Raw genomic sequence first — 17,000 nt, 5'->3', positions numbered from 1 at the left:
AAGGCCGGGCGCGCGAAACGCGCGTCCGCGCCCGACCCGGGATCGAGGGACGAGACGATGCTATTGATGCTGATGGTGGTCGGCGGCCTTGGAACGCTGGCGCTGCTGTTCTTCGCGATGAGCGGGCCGAGCGCGTCGAAAGCGCTCAAGCGGCGTATGGAAAGCGTCAAGGAACGCCATGCCGACGGCGTGCTCGCCGCCTCTGCCCAAGCGCAGATCCGCAAGCTGATGGCCGCGCGCAACAGCCGGGTCGAAGGCTTCGCCTCGACGATCATGCCCAACCCGGCGCTGATGCGCAAACGGCTCGAGCAGACCGGCAAGGACATCACGCTCGGCAAGTACATGGGCATCTCGCTCGGCGTCGCGGGCTTCGTCATGGCGCTGCTGATGTTCAAGGGCGCGCCGCTGTTGCTCGGGCTGTTCGCCGGCCTGTTCGCGGGGATCGGCCTGCCGCATTTCGTCGTCGGCAAGATGATCGCCAAGCGGATCAAGCTGTTCAACGCCAACTTCCCCGACGCGATCGACCTGATGGTTCGCGGGCTCCGTTCGGGCCTTCCGATCTCGGAGACGATGACCATCGTCGCGACCGAGATCCCCGACCCGGTCGGCGGTGAATTCCGCGCCGTGTCGGACAAGATGAAGATCGGCCGGACGATGGAAGCCGCGCTCCAGGAAACCTCGGACCGGCTCGGCACCGCCGAATTCCAGTTCTTCGTCATCACGCTGGCGATCCAGCGCGAAACCGGCGGCAACCTGGCCGAGACGCTGTCGAACCTGTCCGACGTGCTTCGCAAGCGCGCGCAGATGAAGCTGAAGATCCGCGCGATGAGCTCGGAAGCCAAGGCCTCGGCGATGATCGTCGGCGCTCTGCCCTTCATCGTCTTCACGCTCGTCTACCTGATGAACCCGACCTACATGGGCAAATTCTTCATCGACCAGCGGCTGATCGTCGCCGGCCTTGGCGGGCTGTGCTGGATGAGCATCGGCGTGTTCATCATGGCCAAGATGGTCAACTTCGAGATCTAGGGGCGATTGGGACCATGGAAAATCATCCGACCCTGCTCGGTTTCGACGTCATCTGGATCGCGACCATGCTGTCGGCGATGGCGACCTTCGCGGTGATGATCGCGATCTATGCCGCGACGACCGTCAAGGACCCGATGGCGCGCCGCGTGAAGGCGCTCAACGACCGGCGCGAACAGCTCAAGGCGGGGATCGTCGCCTCGACCAACAAGCGCAAGAAGCTGACCAACAAGAACGTCGCCGCCGACCGGGTGCGCGGCATCCTGTCCAGCTTCAAGATGCTTCAGGACGACCAGATCAAGAAGACGCAGATCCGCCTGATGCAGGCGGGCGTGCGGTCCAAGGACCTGGCCTTCTTCGTCATCTTCGCGCGCTTCGTCACGCCGATCGTGCTCGGTACCGCGGCGATCGTGCTGATCTACGTCGTCGACTATTTCCCGGCGTGGGGCTGGTTCAAGAAATATGCCTTCGTCGCCGGCACGCTGGTGCTGAGCTACAAGGCGCCCGACATCTGGCTGAAGAACAAGATCCAGAAGCGCAGCAACGCGCTCCGCAAGGGACTTCCCGACGCGCTCGACCTGCTCGTGATCTGCGCCGAGGCGGGGCTTACCGTCGACGCCGCCTTCGGCCGCGTGTCGAAGGAACTGGGCAAGGCCTATCCCGAACTGGGCGACGAGTTCGGCCTGACCGCGATCGAGCTCGGCTTTCTCGCCGAACGGCGACAGGCGTTCGAGAATTTGGCGACGCGCGTCGACCTCGACTCGATCCGCGGCGTGGTCACGACCATGATCCAGACCGAGAAATACGGCACGCCGCTCGCCTCGGCGCTGCGCGTGCTGTCGGCCGAGTTCCGCAACGAGCGGATGATGCGTGCCGAGGAAAAGGCGGCGCGCCTGCCGGCGATCATGACCGTCCCGCTGATCCTGTTCATCCTACCGACCCTGTTCATCGTCATCCTCGGTCCGGCGGCCTGCGCGATCAGCGACAACTTCCTCGGCAAATAGCCGAAGGAAAACCGACCCGGCGACAACCGCCGCCGTCCCCCCAACGGGAAGGCGGCGGTTTCGCGTTGGGAACGCTGCGCGCGGCTCGCGCATTGTGAGGCCGTAACGGTTTTCGAGGAGAGCAAGTCGTGCTTGGCTATGACCCCAACCAGTGGATCATCATTGGCCTGATCTTCGTCCTCGGCCTGCTGGTCGGCGGCTTCCTTTTCTCGGGCGGCGGGCGCAAGTGGAAACATCGCTACAACGCCGAGGTCGACCGGCGGCGCGAGATCGAGGCGAGCCATGCCGAGGCGCAAAAGGAATGGCGCGAAAAGGAATCGCTCCATGCCGCCGCGCTGCGCGATGCCCAGCGCAACCGCGCAGCTCCGGTCGCCGCCGGGGCCGCGACCGCGGCGGCGGTCGAGGCCGAGCGCAAGCCGGGGCTGATCGACCGGCTGACCGGGCGCGACCGCGACCATGATGGAATCCCGGACCGCGACGAGCGGCCGGTGGTTCGCGACGGCGATGATGGTCGTCCGGGCTTCATCGATCGCGTGACCGGGCGCGACCGCGACCATGACGGCATCCCCGACCGCGACGAGGGCTTCATCGACCGCGACCGCGACGGCATCGACGATCGCCGGGAACGCTAGGCACCGAGCGTAGCGACGCCGATGCAAAGCGTCGCCGGCATTGCGCGAAGAGATGCAGAGCGTCGGCCAGCCTGCCGCGCAGCGGTCAGGACTGACGGAGCGACTTTATTTCCCGCCGGCGTTCAAGCGCTTATCCCTCGATCTTCGAGAAATCTGCGACCTGGTGAACCGCGTCGCGGAAGCGGGCGAGAAGCGACAGGCGGCGGGCGCGGATCGACGGGTCGTCGGCATTGACCGTGACCCGTTCGAAAAAGGCGTCGATCGGCTGTCGAAGCGACGCCAGCGCCGCCATCGCCCCGGTGAAATCCTCCCGCTCGACCGCGTCGCCGACGGTCGTGTCCGCGCCGTCGAGCGCGGCGTTCAGCGCGGCCTCCTCGGGCTCCATGCCGTCCCCGGTCACAACCTCCGTCGCAGTCCAGCTCCCCTCCTCCTTGCGAAGGATGTTCGCGGCGCGCTTGTAGCCGGCGAGGAGGTTGGTCCCCTCCCCCGTCTCGACGAACGCCTGAAGCGCCTTAACGCGCGCGAGCAGCCGAACGAATAGGGTCTCGTTGCCTGTCGCCACGGCGGCGTCGATGATGTCGTGACGGACCCCCGCCTCGCGTTGCTGAACCTTCAGCCGGTCGGCCAGGAAATCGAATAGCCCGCTTTCGTTCGTGACCGGGCAACGAAGGTCGTTGTCGATCATCAGCGCCAGTGCGCCGAGCGCCGAGCGCCGGAGCGCGAAGGGATCCTTCGACCCGGTGGGCTGCATCTTGGCGGCGAAGAATTGCTGCAGGCTGTCGAGCTTGTCAGCGAGGCTCACCGCCACGGTGACCGGCTCGGTCGGGACGGCGTCACCCTGCCCGACCGGCTTATAATGGTCGCGGATCGCGTCGGCGACCGCGTCGCTCTCGCCTTGCGCGCGGGCGAGGTAGCCGCCGATCACGCCCTGCAGTTCGGGGAATTCGCCGACCATGCCGGTGACGAGGTCGGCCTTCGCGAGCCGCGCGGCGCGCTCGGCGTCGTCGGCGTTCGCGCCCTCGACGATTCCTTGTTCGACCAGCCAGCGCGCGAGCTTGGCGACGCGCTCGACCTTCTCGGCGAGCGTGCCGAGCTTTTCGTGAAACACGATTTGGCCGAGCTTCTTCGCTTGCTCGTCGAGCGGCACCTTGAGGTCCTGCTCCCAGAAGAAGCGCGCGTCGCTAAGCCGCGCGGCGAGCACGCGCGCATTGCCCGCGACGATCGCCGTCCCGCCGTCGCTCGCGGCGATGTTGGCGGTGCAGACGAACAGCGGGGCGAGCTTTCCCGACATCGGGTCGCGCATCACGAAATATTTCTGGTTGAGCCGCGCGGTGAGCTGGATCACCTCCTCGGGCACGTCGAGGAAGGCGGGGTCGAATTCGCCGAGCAGCGGGACCGGCCACTCGGTCAGCCCGGCATTCTCGATGACAAGCCCCTCGTCCTCGACCAGCGCGACCCCCGCGGTGTCGGCAAGCTCGCGCGCGCCGTCGCGGACGATCGCCTCGCGCTCGTCCTGGTCGACGATGACGTGGACCGCGCGAAGCTTTTCGACATAGTCGTGCGCGCCGCCGATGGTGATCGGCCCCGGGTGGTGGAAGCGGTGGCCGAGCGTCGTCGCGCCGCAGGCGACCCCGTCGATCGCCACGGGGACTATGTCTTCGCCGAGCAGGGCGACAATCGAATGCAGCGGCCGCACCCAGCGCAGCGAAGCGGTCGAGGCGGAGGGCGCACCCCAGCGCATCGACTTGGGCCAGGGAAAGTCGCGCACGATCCGCGCGACGAGCTCGGCGAGCACCTCGGCGGTCGGGCGGCCGGGCTTGTTGATCACCGCGAACCACACCCCGTCGCGGTCCTGCAACTGATGCTGGGCAAGCCCGGTCTTGCGAAGGAACCCCTCGAGCGCCTGCGGCGGCGCCGAGGTGCGCGGCCCCTTGAGTTCCTCTCTCACCGCCTCGGTCGCCTCGGGCAGTGCCCTGCCGATCAGCGCGAGACGGCGCGGGGTCGAAAAGGTCGTGACCCCGTCGGTGCGAAGTCCCGCCGCCTCGATCCCCTCGACGAACATCCGCGCGAGATCGGCGCGCGCCCGCGCCTGCATCCGCGCCGGGATTTCCTCGCTGAGCAGCTCGAGCAAAAAGTCCGCGCTCATGCCGCGTACCCCATGTGATCCATCCACGCCGCGCAGGCGCCCTTGGCGAGGTCGCGGACGCGGCCGATATAGGCCTGCCGTTCGGCGACCGAGATGACCCCGCGCGCCTGCAGCGTGTTGAACACGTGGCTCGCCTTGATCGCCTGTTCGTAAGCCGCGATCGGAACGCCCGCTTTAAGGCTGTTCTCGCTCTCGGCGACCGCCTTCTTGAACAGGTCGAACAGCGCGTCGGTGTTCGCCACCTCGAAATGCCACTTCGACATCTCGCGCTCGTTTTCGAGGAAGACGTCGCCGTAGGTGACCGCGGGCGAGCCGTCGCTGCCGCCGTCGTTGAACTTCAGGTCGAAGACATTGTCGACGCCCTGGATGTACATCGCCAGCCGTTCGAGCCCGTAGGTCAGCTCGCCCGCGACCGGCTTGCAGTCGAACCCGCCGACCTGCTGAAAATAGGTGAACTGGGTCACTTCCATCCCGTCGCACCACACTTCCCAGCCGAGCCCCCACGCGCCGAGCGTCGGGCTTTCCCAGTCGTCCTCGACGAAGCGGATGTCGTGCTTGAGCGGGTCGATGCCGATGGCGTCGAGACTGCCGAGATAGAGCGCCTGGAGGTCGGGCGGGCTCGGCTTGAGGATTACCTGATACTGGTAATAATGGCCGAGCCGGTTGGGGTTCTCGCCATAGCGCCCGTCGGTCGGGCGGCGGCACGGCTGGACGAACGCCGCCTTCCACGCATCGGGGCCGAGCGCTCGGAGCACCGTCGCGGGGTGAAACGTCCCCGCCCCCATTTCCATGTCGTAGGGCTGGAGAATGACGCAGCCCTGCCGCCCCCAATAGGCGTGGAGCGTGAGGATCAGGTCCTGGAAGGAAAGCGGCGCAGTCATCGTGGCGGCTTTGGCGCATCGGACGGCGTCGGGCAAGTTGTCAGGTAATGATAGCATTATGTCAGCACAACTTGACAGTCATCGAATCGTGACTTAATGTCAGGTTTAGATGACATGAGGCAGCGATGATGGAAGTTTCGAAAACGGGCAGGATCATTGGCAATATCATCGCCGCAATCTCGGTCGCCTTCGGTTTCGCGGCGCTGTTCGGGTGGGTACGCTGATCGTGAACAACCGCCTTCGGGTGCTTCGCGCCGAGCGCAACTGGAGCCAGGCAGAACTCGGCGGAAGGATCGGCGTGTCACGCCAGGCGGTCAACGCGATCGAGACCGGCAAGCACGACCCCTCGCTGCCTCTCGCCTTCCGGATGGCGCGATTATTCGGGATGACGATCGAGGAAATCTTCGACGATGGAGCAAACCATGATTGACGCCGAAAATCCCGGTGAAATTGCGGAACGCGCGCGGCGATCGCGCACTTGGCGCGCGCTTATGACGGTGGCCGCGATCGCCATGCCGGTCGGGCTGATTGCCGGCGCGATGACCGGCTATTCGGTAGGTCGCGGCGCCGGCCTTGCCGAAGCGACCGGCGCCCTGCCCCCGACCCTCTTCATCGCCGCCGCGATTCTCTATCCGCTCGCGATCGTGATCGGCACGTGGCGCTTCGTGAAAACGATCGACGAGGTCGAACTGGCCGATAATCTGTGGGCTTCGGCCGCGGGCTTTTACTTCTACTCAGTCGCCTTTCCGTGCTGGTGGGCGTTATCGATGGCCGGGGTCGCCGCCGCACCGGGCGGCTGGATTCTCTACATCGCCTCGCTGATCGCCGGAACCGCGGTTTATGCGCTTCGCAAGTTGCGCAATTGAACGACCGATCCGACATCAACCCTCCATTCACCTGTTTCTTTCTAGGAAATGTCGCATGCCACCGCTGAAGTCCGTCTGCCGCCGCCTGGGCCTTGCGCTCGTGACCCTGTTCCTCGCCCAACGCGCGCCGGCCGAGATCCCCCAGCCCGCGCCCCGGCCCGATCTCAACCCCGCGATCTGGGTGGCGAAGGACAAGGACACGACCGTCTACCTGTTCGGGTCGGTCCACGCGCTCGACGGCAAGGCCGAGTGGTTCAACGACGAGGTCAGGCGTTCGTTCGACAAGTCGCAGGAGCTGGTGCTCGAGGTGATCGTCCCCGACGATCCGGCGAAGGTCGCGCCGCTAGCGCAGAAATATGGCATCGACACCCAGCGCACCCTGTCCTCGAAGCTGTCGCCCGAGGGCCGCAAGCTGCTCGCCGAGCGGTTCAAGGCCGAGGGGCTTCCGCCGCAGATGTACGAGCGGCTGAAGCCTTTTTACGCGGCGATTGTGCTGGCCGGCTTCGACATGAAGCGGCTCGGGCTCGATGCCTCGACCGGGGTCGAGCATGTGCTGACCGAAGAGGCCAAGCGCGAGGGCAAGTCGATCGGGTCGGTCGAGACGCTCGACTTCCAGATGTCGCTGTTCGATGCGCTGCCCGAGGCCGAGCAGGTCCGGCTGCTCGAGTCCGCGTTGAAGGACGACAAGGATTCGAAGGCCGAACTGGCGCAGCTGGTCAAGGACTGGGGCGCGGGCCGCGCCGACAAGGTCGCCAAGGAGGAAAGCGAGACCGAGCGCGAGAGCGCGGCGCTGTACAAGATGCTGCTGGTCGATCGGAACCGGCGCTGGGCCGACTGGATCGCCGACCGGATGAAGCAGCCGGGAACGGTGTTCATGGCGGTCGGCGCGGGCCACCTCGCCGGCCCCGACAGCGTCCAGCATTTCCTCGCCGCCAAGGGGATCGTCGCGAGGCGGATGCCGCACGTCCCCGACCGGGTAACCCGCCACTAGCCGCCGCCTTGCCAAGGCGGGGTCTGCGGCCTATAGGCGCGCGCTTGCTTCTCCTGGTCATCCCTGGAGGCGGGGGAGGCAGTATCTAGAACCAATAATTGGAGACGAGCGATGAGCGAACAGCTGACGCTGCCCGCCGAAACGCGCGACCGGGCTGGCAAGGGAGCCTCCCGTGCACTCCGCCGCGATGGGCGGGTGCCGTGCGTGATCTACGGCGACAAGAAGGACGCGGTTTCGGTCCATGTCGAGGAAAAGGCGCTGATCAAGGCGCTGTCGACCGGCCACTTCATGAACACCGTGGTGATGATCGACGTCGGCGGCAAGACCAGCCGGACACTGCCCAAGGACGTGCAGTTCCACCCGGTCAACAGCAAGCCGATCCACGTCGACTTCCTGCGCATCGGCGCGCACTCGACCGTGACGGTTGCGGTGCCGGTCCGGTTCGACAATGAAGAGGAAGCCCCGGGCCTGAAGCGCGGCGGCGTGCTCAACATCGTCCAGCACGAGATCGAGCTCATCTGCGACGCGTCGGAAATCCCCGACGAGATCCACGTCGACCTCGCCGGCTACGAGATCGGCGATTCGATCCACATCAGCAACGTCAAGCTGCCCAAGGGCGCCAAGCCGGCGATCGACGACCGCGACTTCACCGTCGCGACGCTGGTCGCCCCGTCGGCGATGAAGTCCGAGGAAGGCGACAACGAAACCGAGGCGGGCGAGGTCCCGACCATCGGCGACGAGGAAGCCGAAGGCGAAACTGCCGAGGGCGGCGACGAGGCCTGAGCCTCGCGCATCCGCGAGCAACGACGCCCATCCCTTGCGGGGTGGGCGTTTTTGTATCTAGGGCGGGCGCCTAACCGCGGCGCCGGCAGGAAAGGTGGGCCATGCAGATCTGGGCCGGGCTCGGCAATCCGGGCGCGCAATATGCGATGCATCGCCACAATGTCGGCTTCATGGCGGTCGACCTGATTGCCGAAACCCACGGCTTCGGCCCGTGGACGAAGAAATTCCGCAGCCTTGTCAGCGAGGGCCGGATCGGGCGGAACCGGGTGCTGCTGATGAAGCCGCAGACCTATATGAACGACAGCGGCGACGCGGTTCAGCAGGCGCTGCGCTTCTACAAGCTCGACGTCGAGGCGCTGACCGCGCTCCACGACGAGCTCGACCTTGCCCCGTTCAAGGTCAAGGTGCGGACCGGGGGCGGGCTGGCCGGGCATAACGGGCTGCGCTCGATCGACGCCAGCCTCGGTCCCGACTTTCGCCGGGTTCGCCTCGGCATCGGGCATCCGGGGCACAAGGACCGGGTCACCGGGTACGTGCTCGGCAATTTCGCCAAGAGCGAGATCGAGCCCTTGAGCGACATGCTCGCGGCGATCGCGTCGGAAGCCGAATGGCTCGCCGATGGGGACGACGTGCGCTTCATGAGCGACGTCGCGAGCCGCCAGCAGCCATGAGCCGCCTGCTCTTCGCGACCCCGCTCTACGAGGCCGAGCTGGCCGGGCCGGCGCTGCTCGCCGAACTTGCCGGCTCGATCCGCGCGCTTGCCGCCGACGATCGCGCAGGGGTGCGGTGGAGCCGCGAGCATGGCTACAAGGGCTATACCAGCTACGCCTCGCTCGACGACCTGCCGCGTCGCGACCCCGCCTTCGCCGAGCTGAAGCGGCTGCTGACTCGCCACGCCGCCGCCTTCGCCAAGGAGCTGGCGTGGCACGTCAAGCCGCGGCTCGACAGCCTGTGGGTCAATCTGCTGAGGGGCGGCGGCCATCATGCGGCGCATCTCCACCCCCATTCGATCCTGTCGGGAACGCTCTACGTCGAGACCCCGCCGGGCAGCGGGGCGATCCGGTTCGAGGACCCGCGCCTGCCGATGATGATGGCCGCGCCGCTGCGCGACGAGAGGGCGAACGAGGCGCTGCGCCCGTTCGTCGACGTCGCGCCGAGCCCCGGCTTGCTGCTGCTGTGGGAAAGCTGGCTTCGCCACGAAGTGCGGCCCGGCACCGGGCGCGGCGAGCGGCTAAGCATCAGCTTCAACTTCGCCTGAGCGGTCAGGCCGCCAACATCAGCTGGTCGCGCCCGCCCGACTTGGCCTCGTACAGCGCGACGTCGGCGGCCTTGAGCGCCACGTCGAGCCCGTTCGCCCCGAGCGGCGCGACCCCGCCGCTGACGGTCAGCCGGACGACGAGCTGCCCGCTGATCAGCGGGGTCAGCGCGAGTTCGCGCCGGAGCCGGTCGCAGATCTGGAGCGCGCGCGAAATGTCGGTGTCGGGCAGCAGCATGACGAATTCCTCGCCGCCGAGCCGGGCGAACAGGTCGCTCTCGCGCACATGATCGCGCGACAGGCGGGCGACGTGACGAAGCGCCTCGTCGCCGATGTCATGGCCGTAGACGTCGTTGACCCGCTTGAAATGGTCGAGATCGAACAGCGCGATGCAGTCGCCCCTGCCCTGCCCCGCGACGGCGAGCCGCCGCCCCACCGCCTCGTCGAACGCGCGGCGGTTGGGCAGGCCGGTCATCGGGTCGGTGAAGGCGGCGCGGTGGAGCGTCGCCTCCGCCGCCTTGCGCGCATCGACGTCGCGCAGGAAGGAGATCGTCCCCTCGACCGTTCCGTCGGGCGCGAGAAGCGCGCGGACCGCGCTTTCGTACCACACCGCTCTGCCGTCGGCGCGAAGCCCGCGGAATTCATATTTCTGTTCGGTCGCGGGGTCGGCGAGGATCGCCGCGTGATGGGCGGCGACCGCATCGCGGTCATCGGGCAGGACGAGCCCGAGCGCGTTGCGGCCGAGGACGTTGCCGGGATCGAACCCCGAGTTGCGCGCCATCGACGGCGAGCAGTAGAGGATCGAGCCGTCGGGGCGGACGTGGAGGATGATGTCGCTCGCCTGTTCGGCGATCAGCCGGAACCTTTGCTCGCTAAGCGCCGCCTCGCTGGCGAGGCGCTGCCTGGCGCGGCGGTCGGCGGCGATCGGGAGGATGGTGAGCACCGATACCGCGAGGTAGAGCTGGTAGAACAGCATTCGGTGAAGCATCGACCCGGGTACGAGGTGGACCGGACCGTGCCCCATCAGCGTGAGGCCGCCGCCGATCGCCGCGAGCAGGACCACGCTGAGCGCCGCCGTCTCGCGCCCGCAGCGCACCGCCGCCAGCACCATCGGCAGGATCGGCAGGAACAGCAGCGACAGCCGGTCGTGCGCGAACACCGGGACGGTGGCCCCCGCGACGAGCAGCAGATGGCCGAGCTTCTTCGGCCAGTGGCGGCGGATCGCCTCGAGGCTTTCCTCGCGCGACTGGCGATGCGCGACGACCATCACTAGCGGCATGACCGTGAGATTTCCCAGCGCATGGCCGGTGAAATAGAGCAGGGCCGACTGGGCGAACGGCTGGCCGAGCGCATAGGCGGCGAGCCCCGCGAAGGGCGCGACGCACATCGGTGCGAGGAGGCCCATCGACAGGCACAGGTGCCCGACCCAGCGAAGCGAGTCGAACGGTTCCCACTGGCGCGCCTCGAGACGGCCGGCGATCCGCGCGCCGATCGTCGCTTCGGCCATGTTGACGAACGCGAACGGGATGGCGCCCGCGGGTCCAAAGCCGAACAGGCTGGTCGCGGCCATGCTCGCGATTCCCGCCGCGGCGACAATCGGCGGCCAGTCGCGGCGCGGACGATAGACGAGGATCCCGCCAAGTACCCCGGTCGCGATCCACAGTGTCGAGACGCCCCCGGTCACCCGCGTGAACGCGAGGGTCAGCGAAGCCGCCGCGAAATAGGCGAGCCCTATCGGCCATTGGCGGCCCATCGCGGCGATCCGGAACATCGCGCATCGGATGCGCCGAACCGGGTAACGACCGGCTTGCAAATCCCTTCGAAACGGACCGAGTTGCCGCCCGAACGGCACACGCTCTGGCCATGACGCGCGGCAACCGATAGGGGGGCGCGACCATTTCACTACCGAGAGCATCATGGGCTTCAAATGCGGGATCGTCGGCCTGCCCAACGTCGGCAAGTCGACCCTTTTCAATGCGCTGACCGAAACGCAGGCAGCGCAGGCGGCGAACTATCCGTTCTGCACGATCGAACCCAACGTCGGGCAGGTCGCGGTCCCCGACCCGCGGCTCGACACGCTGGCCAGGATCGCCGGCTCGGCCAAGATCATCCCGACCCAGCTCGCTTTCGTCGACATCGCCGGGCTGGTGAAGGGCGCTTCGCAGGGCGAGGGGCTGGGCAACCAGTTTCTCGGCAACATCCGCGAGGTCGATGCGATCGTCCACGTGCTGCGCTGTTTTGAGAATGACGACATCCAGCACGTCGACAACCATGTGAACCCGATCGCCGATGCTGAGGTGGTCGAGACCGAGCTTTTGCTGTCAGACCTCGAAAGCCTCGAGAAGCGCGTCCCCAATCTCATCAAGCGCGGGCAGCAGGGCGACAAGGAATCGAAGATCGCCGCGAGCGTGCTTGGCCAGGCGCTCGACCTGCTGCGCGAGGGCAAGCCGGCGCGGCTCACCCAGCCCAAGGACGACGAGGAAGCGCGGGTGTTTTCGCAGGCGCAGCTGATCACCGCCAAGCCGGTGCTCTACGTCTGCAACGTCAACGAGGACGAGGCGGCCGAGGGCAATGCGCACAGCGCGGCAGTTTTCGAAAAGGCCAAGGCCGAGGGGGCGAACGCGGTGATCGTCTCGGCGGCAATCGAGAGCGACCTCGTCGGCATGGAGATGGACGAGCGGATCGCCTTTCTCGAGGAGATGGGGCTTCACGAAACCGGCCTCGCGCGGGTGATCCGCTCGGGCTACGACCTGCTCCACCTCATCACCTTTTTCACCGTCGGGCCGAAGGAAGCGCGCGCCTGGACGGTCGAGAAGGGCAGCAAGGCGCCGCAGGCGGCGGGCGAGATCCACACCGACTTCGAACGCGGCTTCATCCGCGCCGAGACGATCGCCTATGACGACTATGTCGCGCTGAACGGCGAGGCCGGCGCGCGCGACGCGGGCAAGCTTCGCCAGGAAGGCAAGGAATATGTCGTCAAGGACGGCGACGTGCTCCATTTCAAGTTCAATGTCTGACCCGGCGGGTCGCTAAGGCCGTGGACCGCGAACAGGCGATCCTTCGCGGTTACGGCGAACTGGCGACCCCTGCCCGCGCGCTGGCGACCGCCAACGAACTGCTTCGCCGCGACCCCGCCGACAGCGCGGCGCTGCGCCTGCTTGGCGCGGCCAGGCGGCGGACGGGCGCGCTCGAGGAGGCGATCGACGCCGAACGGCGGAGCATCGCGGCGTCGCGCGGCGATGCCGGGCTGATCGCGGCGGCGCGCACGATCGAGGCGCGCAAGGTGCCGGCGGCCGAGCGGATGCTGAAGGAGCGGCTGGCGCGCGACCCGTTCGATGTCGTCGCGATCCGCCTGCTCGCGACGCTGGCGATGCTGGTCGAGGAAGAGGCCAAGGCGGCCGAATGGCTCCGCCGCGCGCTCGAGATCATGCCGAGCTATGCCGAGGCGCGCGCCGATCTCGCGCTCGCGCTCGCCGCGACCGGCGATGCCGAGGGCGCGCTGCGCTGCTACGACGAGCTCGTCGAGGCGGGGGAGCTGACGTCGGCGCGGCGGCTGGCGCGGGCGAACCTGCTGATGAACGTCGGGCAGCACGAGGCGGCGATCGCCGATTATGAGGCGGTGCTCGCCGACGACGGCGAGAACGTGCTCGCGTGGAACGCGATCGGGCTGGCGCGAGGCACGATCGGTGAGCGCGAGGGCGCGATCGCCGCCTATCGCCGCGCCGCCGCGCTGTTCCCGGCGGCGGGCGAAGCGTGGTGGAACCTGTCGAACCTCAAGACTGTCCGCTTCACCGACGACGACGTCGCGGCGATGGAGCGCGCGCTGGCGGGCGGCGAGACCGACCCGATGGACCGGATCCAGCTCTACTTTGCGCTGGGCAAGGCCCATGAGGACCGGGGCGATGCCGACGCCGCGTGGCGGCATCTGGCCGCGGGCAACCGGCTACGGCTCAAGCAGACGCCGTACAGCGCGACCGCCGAGACCCGGCTGGTCGATCGCACCATCGCGCTGGCAACCCCCGCCTTTTTCGCCGACCGCGCCGGAGCCGGCGCGGAGTCAGGCGCCCCGATCTTCATCGTCGGCATGCCGCGGTCTGGATCGACCCTGCTCGAACAGATCCTCGCCAGCCACAGCATGGTCGAGGGCACCCGCGAACTGCACGAGATCATCGACATCGCGCGGGGAATCGGCGACCGCGCAGGCGCGCGCGCTGACGACAATTATCCCGCCAACATCGCGGGGCTCGCCCTCGAGCGGCTGCGCGAGCTCGGCGAGCGCTACCTCGACGCCACTCGCATCCACCGGCTCGAGGGCCGCGCGCGGTTCATCGACAAGATGCCCAACAACTGGCAGCATGTCGCGCTGATCCGGCTGATCCTGCCGAACGCGAAGATCGTCGATGCGCGCCGCGACCCGCTCGATTGCGGCTGGTCGAACTTCAAGCAGCATTTCGCGCGCGGGCAGGACTTCACCTACAACCTCGCCGACTTCGGCCGCTACTATCGCGACTATGTCCGGCTGATGGACCATATTGACACGGTCCAGCCGGGCCGCGTCCACCGGTTCCTCCACGAACGGCTGCTCGACGAGCCCGAGCGCGAGGTCCGCGCGGTGCTGGAATACCTTGGCCTGCCGTTCGAGCCGGGCTGCCTCGACTTCCACGCCAACCGGCGAGCGGTGCGCACGCCGAGCGCCGAGCAAGTGCGCCGCCCGCTCAACCGCGACGCGGTCGGGCGCTGGCGCGCCTACGAGCCGTGGCTCGCGCCGCTGAAGCAGGCGCTCGGCCCCGCGCTCGAGACGTGGGACAGGCTTCAGCCGTGGCAGGTCGGGGCGACCGGCTGACCGGCTGACCCGAGGGCCCTTAGAACTTCGCGCCGAACCGGATGCCGAAGGTGCGCGGACGACCGACGACGATGTGGGTGCGGCTGCAGATGCTGCACGACACGAAGCGGGTCAGCTCGTTGCGCTCGTCGGTGACGTTCGCGACATAGACTTCGACGTTATATTTCGCCCAGTCGAGCCCGGTGGCGAGGTCGAACAGCGTCGATGCCTTGACCCGCCCGAGGAACTGGTTCGGGTCGTTGACCGTGCTGAGGTAATCGCCCGGGGCGAAGTCGTTGTAGACGTTCGAGCGGATGTCGGCCGCCGCCGAGCTCTGGTGCGAGACGCTGGCCTGGACATGGGCGTTGGCGCTGCCGAGCGACTGGAGCGGCCAGCTGTAACGCGCGTTGGCGCTGACCTTGAACCGCGGCGTCACCGGGAGCCGCGTCCCGCCGGGCGCGACGACATAGTCGTCGGCGGCCGAGCAGTCGGGCGACGGGTCCTGCGACGACTTGCAGATGTTCTGGCGTGTCCTGGCGTCGGTGTAGGCCGCCGCCGCGCTGAGCGAGAGGCCGTCGTAGCTGTAGTTGGCGTCGGTCTCGATCCCGTTGATCCGCGCGTCGCGGCCGTTCTGGATGATCGTCAGGCTGTTGGCGCCGAGGAAGCTGAATTGGAAACTGCGCCAGATCTGGTGATAGACCGCCGCGTTCCAGTGCGCCCGCCCGCCGAGGAGGGTCGTCTTGAGGCCGAGTTCGACGTTGGTGAGATAGTCGGGCTGGTAGGCGGGCGCGCTCGGGGCGCGGTTGATCCCGCCAGGGCGGAAGCCGCGCGACCAGGTGGCGTAGAGCATCACCGCCTTCGACGGCTTCCACTGCGCGTTGAGCCGGTGGATGAAGCCGTGGCCGCGGCTTTCGCGCGGGACGACCTTGCCGTCGACGACGTTGCCGACGTTGGTGCACGGGGTGCCGTCGACCCCGCCGGTGGTGATCAGCGCCGCGCCGGTGCCCTGGCGAAGCTGGCTGCCGTCGGCGGTCAGGCAGCGGTTGTAGCCGCTGCTGAAGCCGCCCGGGTTGTCGGGGCCGAAGCCGGCGAACCCGAACAGCGTGTTGCGATATTTGAACAATCGCCCGCCCGCGGTCAGCGTCACCGTCGGCGTGACGTCGTAGGTCGCCTCGCCGAACAGCGCCCAGTCGCGGTCGACGCGCTTCTGCTTGGTCAGCCAGATCGTCCCCGGATAGCCGGGCACCGACAGCGAATCGGCGAGATTGTCGACGATATAGTTCTGGAAAATGTCGTTCGACTGACGCTGGAGGAAGGCGCCGGCGATGACCCGGAACGGATTGTCCTTGGGCGAGGCGATCCGCAGCTCGTGGCTCATCTTGCGGAAATGGTTGGTCCCGGTGATGTGCTGGCGCGGGTCGATCACGTTTCCGGCGTTGTCGACATAATGCTGATAGTCGAGGATGCCGAGGTAGCCGAAGCCCTGGTAATAGGCGTTATAGGCGTCGGTATAGTCGGTGTAGTCGCTGGTCGAATAGGTCGGCCGGTCGAGATAGGCCCCGGCATAGGTGATGTCGAAATTGGCGATCTTGCCCTCGACCGTCAGCGCGGCCTGGGTGAAATGCTCGCGCGAGACCTCGGGGAAGAAGCGCTGAGTCTGCAGCGGCGCGAGATCGGCATCCTCGAAGAACACGCCTTTGTTCGATTGGTGCTGGTACATCAGCGTCGGGGTCGCGGTCCAATTGTCGTCGAGGTCGATCTTCAGCGCCGCGCGCCCGCCATAGGTGGTGTTCGGGTTGAAGTTCTTCCGCACCAGTCCGGCGTTGCTGACGTTGATCGCCTGCGGGTCGCCGTTGCCGTCGGTGTAGGCGTAGCTGCGCGTTCCCGCGACATTGTCGATATAACCCGCGTCGCGCTGCCAGAAGGCCGAGCCGCGGAAGGCGATGTTGGGGCTGACCGGAAGGTTGATCATCCCCTCGATGTTGCCGCCGGTCGCGCCATGGTCGACCTTGTTGAGATCGACGTCAAGGCGGCCCGAGGTTCGGCCGAGCTCGGGCTTATTGGTGATGATGCGGATCGTGCCCGCCTCGCTCGACGCGCCGAACAGCGTGCCCTGCGGCCCGGCGAGGCTTTCGATCCGCGCGACGTCGTAGATGTGGACGTCGAGCGTGCCGCCGATCGTCGTGATCGGCTGTTCGTCGAGGTAGGAACCGACCGAGGGCAGCGAGCCCGAGTGGTTGCCGTCGCCGCCGGTAGCGACGCCGCGCATGTAGACCACGGTCGAACCCGGCGCCGAGGTCTGGAAGCTGACCGAGGGGAGCTGCTTGGTATATTGTTCGAAATTGGTAATGTTGAGCTGGTCGAGCTTCTTGGTGCCGAGCGCCTGGACGCTGATCGGCACGTTCTGGAGGCTTTCCTCGCGCTTGGTCGCGGTGACCACGATTTCCTGTTCGTCCGACTTGGCGGCCTGCGACGGCTGATTGGCCGGGTCGACCGGCGGCGGCGCGGTCTGCGCGGTCGCGGGCAAGGCGAGCGCGGTGCTGAGCAGGGCGAGCGTGTAGAGACGAACCGGGCGCGTAATGGTCATCGAGTCCCCC

General features: G+C 67.3%; 15 protein-coding genes. 11 read left to right on the top strand and 4 right to left on the bottom strand.

Features of this window, described 5'->3' with window-relative positions:
• Positions 1-57: 57 nt before the first annotated feature.
• From ABDK56_RS00415 to ABDK56_RS00405, 3 genes are all read left to right on the top strand, one after another.
• Positions 58-1,026 carry a type II secretion system F family protein gene (locus ABDK56_RS00415; RefSeq protein ID WP_349806102.1) on the top strand — a complete coding sequence of 323 codons (969 nt, stop codon included), beginning with the start codon at positions 58-60 and terminating at the stop codon, positions 1,024-1,026.
• Between the two features lie 14 nt (positions 1,027-1,040).
• A complete protein-coding gene (locus ABDK56_RS00410) occupies positions 1,041-2,027 on the top strand; it encodes a type II secretion system F family protein (protein WP_349806101.1) in 987 nt (328 codons plus the stop codon).
• A 128-nt stretch (positions 2,028-2,155) separates the two neighbouring features.
• A complete protein-coding gene (locus ABDK56_RS00405) occupies positions 2,156-2,659 on the top strand; it encodes a hypothetical protein (RefSeq protein WP_349806100.1) in 504 nt (167 codons plus the stop codon).
• Positions 2,660-2,789: 130 nt separating this feature from the next.
• On the opposite strand, the gene glyS is transcribed toward ABDK56_RS00405, so the two are convergent.
• Together glyS and ABDK56_RS00395 are read right to left on the bottom strand one after the other, a co-directional pair.
• Positions 2,790-4,805, bottom strand: a complete 2,016-nt coding sequence (glyS, locus tag ABDK56_RS00400; protein ID WP_349806099.1) for a glycine--tRNA ligase subunit beta — start codon at positions 4,803-4,805, stop codon at positions 2,790-2,792.
• Positions 4,802-5,686 carry a glycine--tRNA ligase subunit alpha gene (locus ABDK56_RS00395; RefSeq protein WP_349806098.1) on the bottom strand — a complete coding sequence of 295 codons (885 nt, stop codon included), beginning with the start codon at positions 5,684-5,686 and terminating at the stop codon, positions 4,802-4,804. The genes glyS and ABDK56_RS00395 overlap by 4 nt, the downstream gene beginning before the upstream one ends.
• Before the next feature lie 226 nt (positions 5,687-5,912).
• Here ABDK56_RS00395 and ABDK56_RS00390 point away from each other — a divergent pair, with 226 nt between their 5' ends.
• From ABDK56_RS00390 to ABDK56_RS00365, 6 genes are all read left to right on the top strand, one after another.
• Positions 5,913-6,116: a helix-turn-helix transcriptional regulator gene (locus ABDK56_RS00390; protein ID WP_349806097.1), complete on the top strand. Its 204-nt coding sequence runs from the start codon at positions 5,913-5,915 to the stop codon at positions 6,114-6,116.
• The gene (locus ABDK56_RS00385) at positions 6,109-6,552 is read left to right on the top strand and encodes a hypothetical protein (RefSeq protein ID WP_349806096.1); all 444 of its coding nucleotides are present in this window, start codon (positions 6,109-6,111) and stop codon (positions 6,550-6,552) included. The genes ABDK56_RS00390 and ABDK56_RS00385 overlap by 8 nt, the downstream gene beginning before the upstream one ends.
• A 55-nt stretch (positions 6,553-6,607) precedes the next feature.
• Entirely contained in the window at positions 6,608-7,543 is a 936-nt protein-coding gene (locus ABDK56_RS00380; RefSeq protein WP_349806095.1) for a TraB/GumN family protein, read from the top strand.
• Positions 7,544-7,654: 111 nt separating this feature from the next.
• Positions 7,655-8,326, top strand: coding sequence for a 50S ribosomal protein L25/general stress protein Ctc (locus ABDK56_RS00375; protein ID WP_349806094.1), 672 nt, complete (start codon positions 7,655-7,657; stop codon positions 8,324-8,326).
• A 101-nt stretch (positions 8,327-8,427) separates the two neighbouring features.
• On the top strand, positions 8,428-8,997 hold the full coding sequence (pth, locus tag ABDK56_RS00370; RefSeq protein WP_349806092.1) for an aminoacyl-tRNA hydrolase: 570 nt from the start codon (positions 8,428-8,430) through the stop codon (positions 8,995-8,997).
• Positions 8,994-9,584: a TIGR02466 family protein gene (locus ABDK56_RS00365; protein ID WP_349806090.1), complete on the top strand. Its 591-nt coding sequence runs from the start codon at positions 8,994-8,996 to the stop codon at positions 9,582-9,584. The genes pth and ABDK56_RS00365 overlap by 4 nt, the downstream gene beginning before the upstream one ends.
• Before the next feature lie 4 nt (positions 9,585-9,588).
• Here the strand turns inward: ABDK56_RS00365 and ABDK56_RS00360 are convergent, their stop codons facing one another.
• Complete coding sequence (locus ABDK56_RS00360) at positions 9,589-11,352, bottom strand: sensor domain-containing diguanylate cyclase (RefSeq protein ID WP_349806088.1); 1,764 nt, start codon at positions 11,350-11,352, stop codon at positions 9,589-9,591.
• A 145-nt stretch (positions 11,353-11,497) separates the two neighbouring features.
• On the opposite strand from ABDK56_RS00360, the gene ychF reads away from it, so the two are divergent.
• Complete coding sequence (gene ychF, locus ABDK56_RS00355) at positions 11,498-12,598, top strand: redox-regulated ATPase YchF (RefSeq protein WP_349806086.1); 1,101 nt, start codon at positions 11,498-11,500, stop codon at positions 12,596-12,598.
• A 20-nt stretch (positions 12,599-12,618) separates the two neighbouring features.
• Positions 12,619-14,424, top strand: a complete 1,806-nt coding sequence (locus ABDK56_RS00350) for a tetratricopeptide repeat-containing sulfotransferase family protein (protein WP_349806084.1) — start codon at positions 12,619-12,621, stop codon at positions 14,422-14,424.
• 19 nt (positions 14,425-14,443) lie between these two features.
• Here the strand turns inward: ABDK56_RS00350 and ABDK56_RS00345 are convergent, their stop codons facing one another.
• A complete protein-coding gene (locus ABDK56_RS00345) occupies positions 14,444-16,990 on the bottom strand; it encodes a TonB-dependent receptor (protein WP_349806083.1) in 2,547 nt (848 codons plus the stop codon).
• Between the last annotated feature and the right edge of the window lie 10 nt (positions 16,991-17,000).

Origin of the sequence: Sphingomonas sp. ASV193 (assembly GCF_040203355.1) — a bacterium.
In the GTDB taxonomy this organism is placed as follows: Bacteria; Pseudomonadota; Alphaproteobacteria; order Sphingomonadales; family Sphingomonadaceae; genus Sphingomicrobium.
Note: the sequence above shows the minus strand (reverse complement) of the source record. Positions and strands in the feature narration are given on the sequence as shown.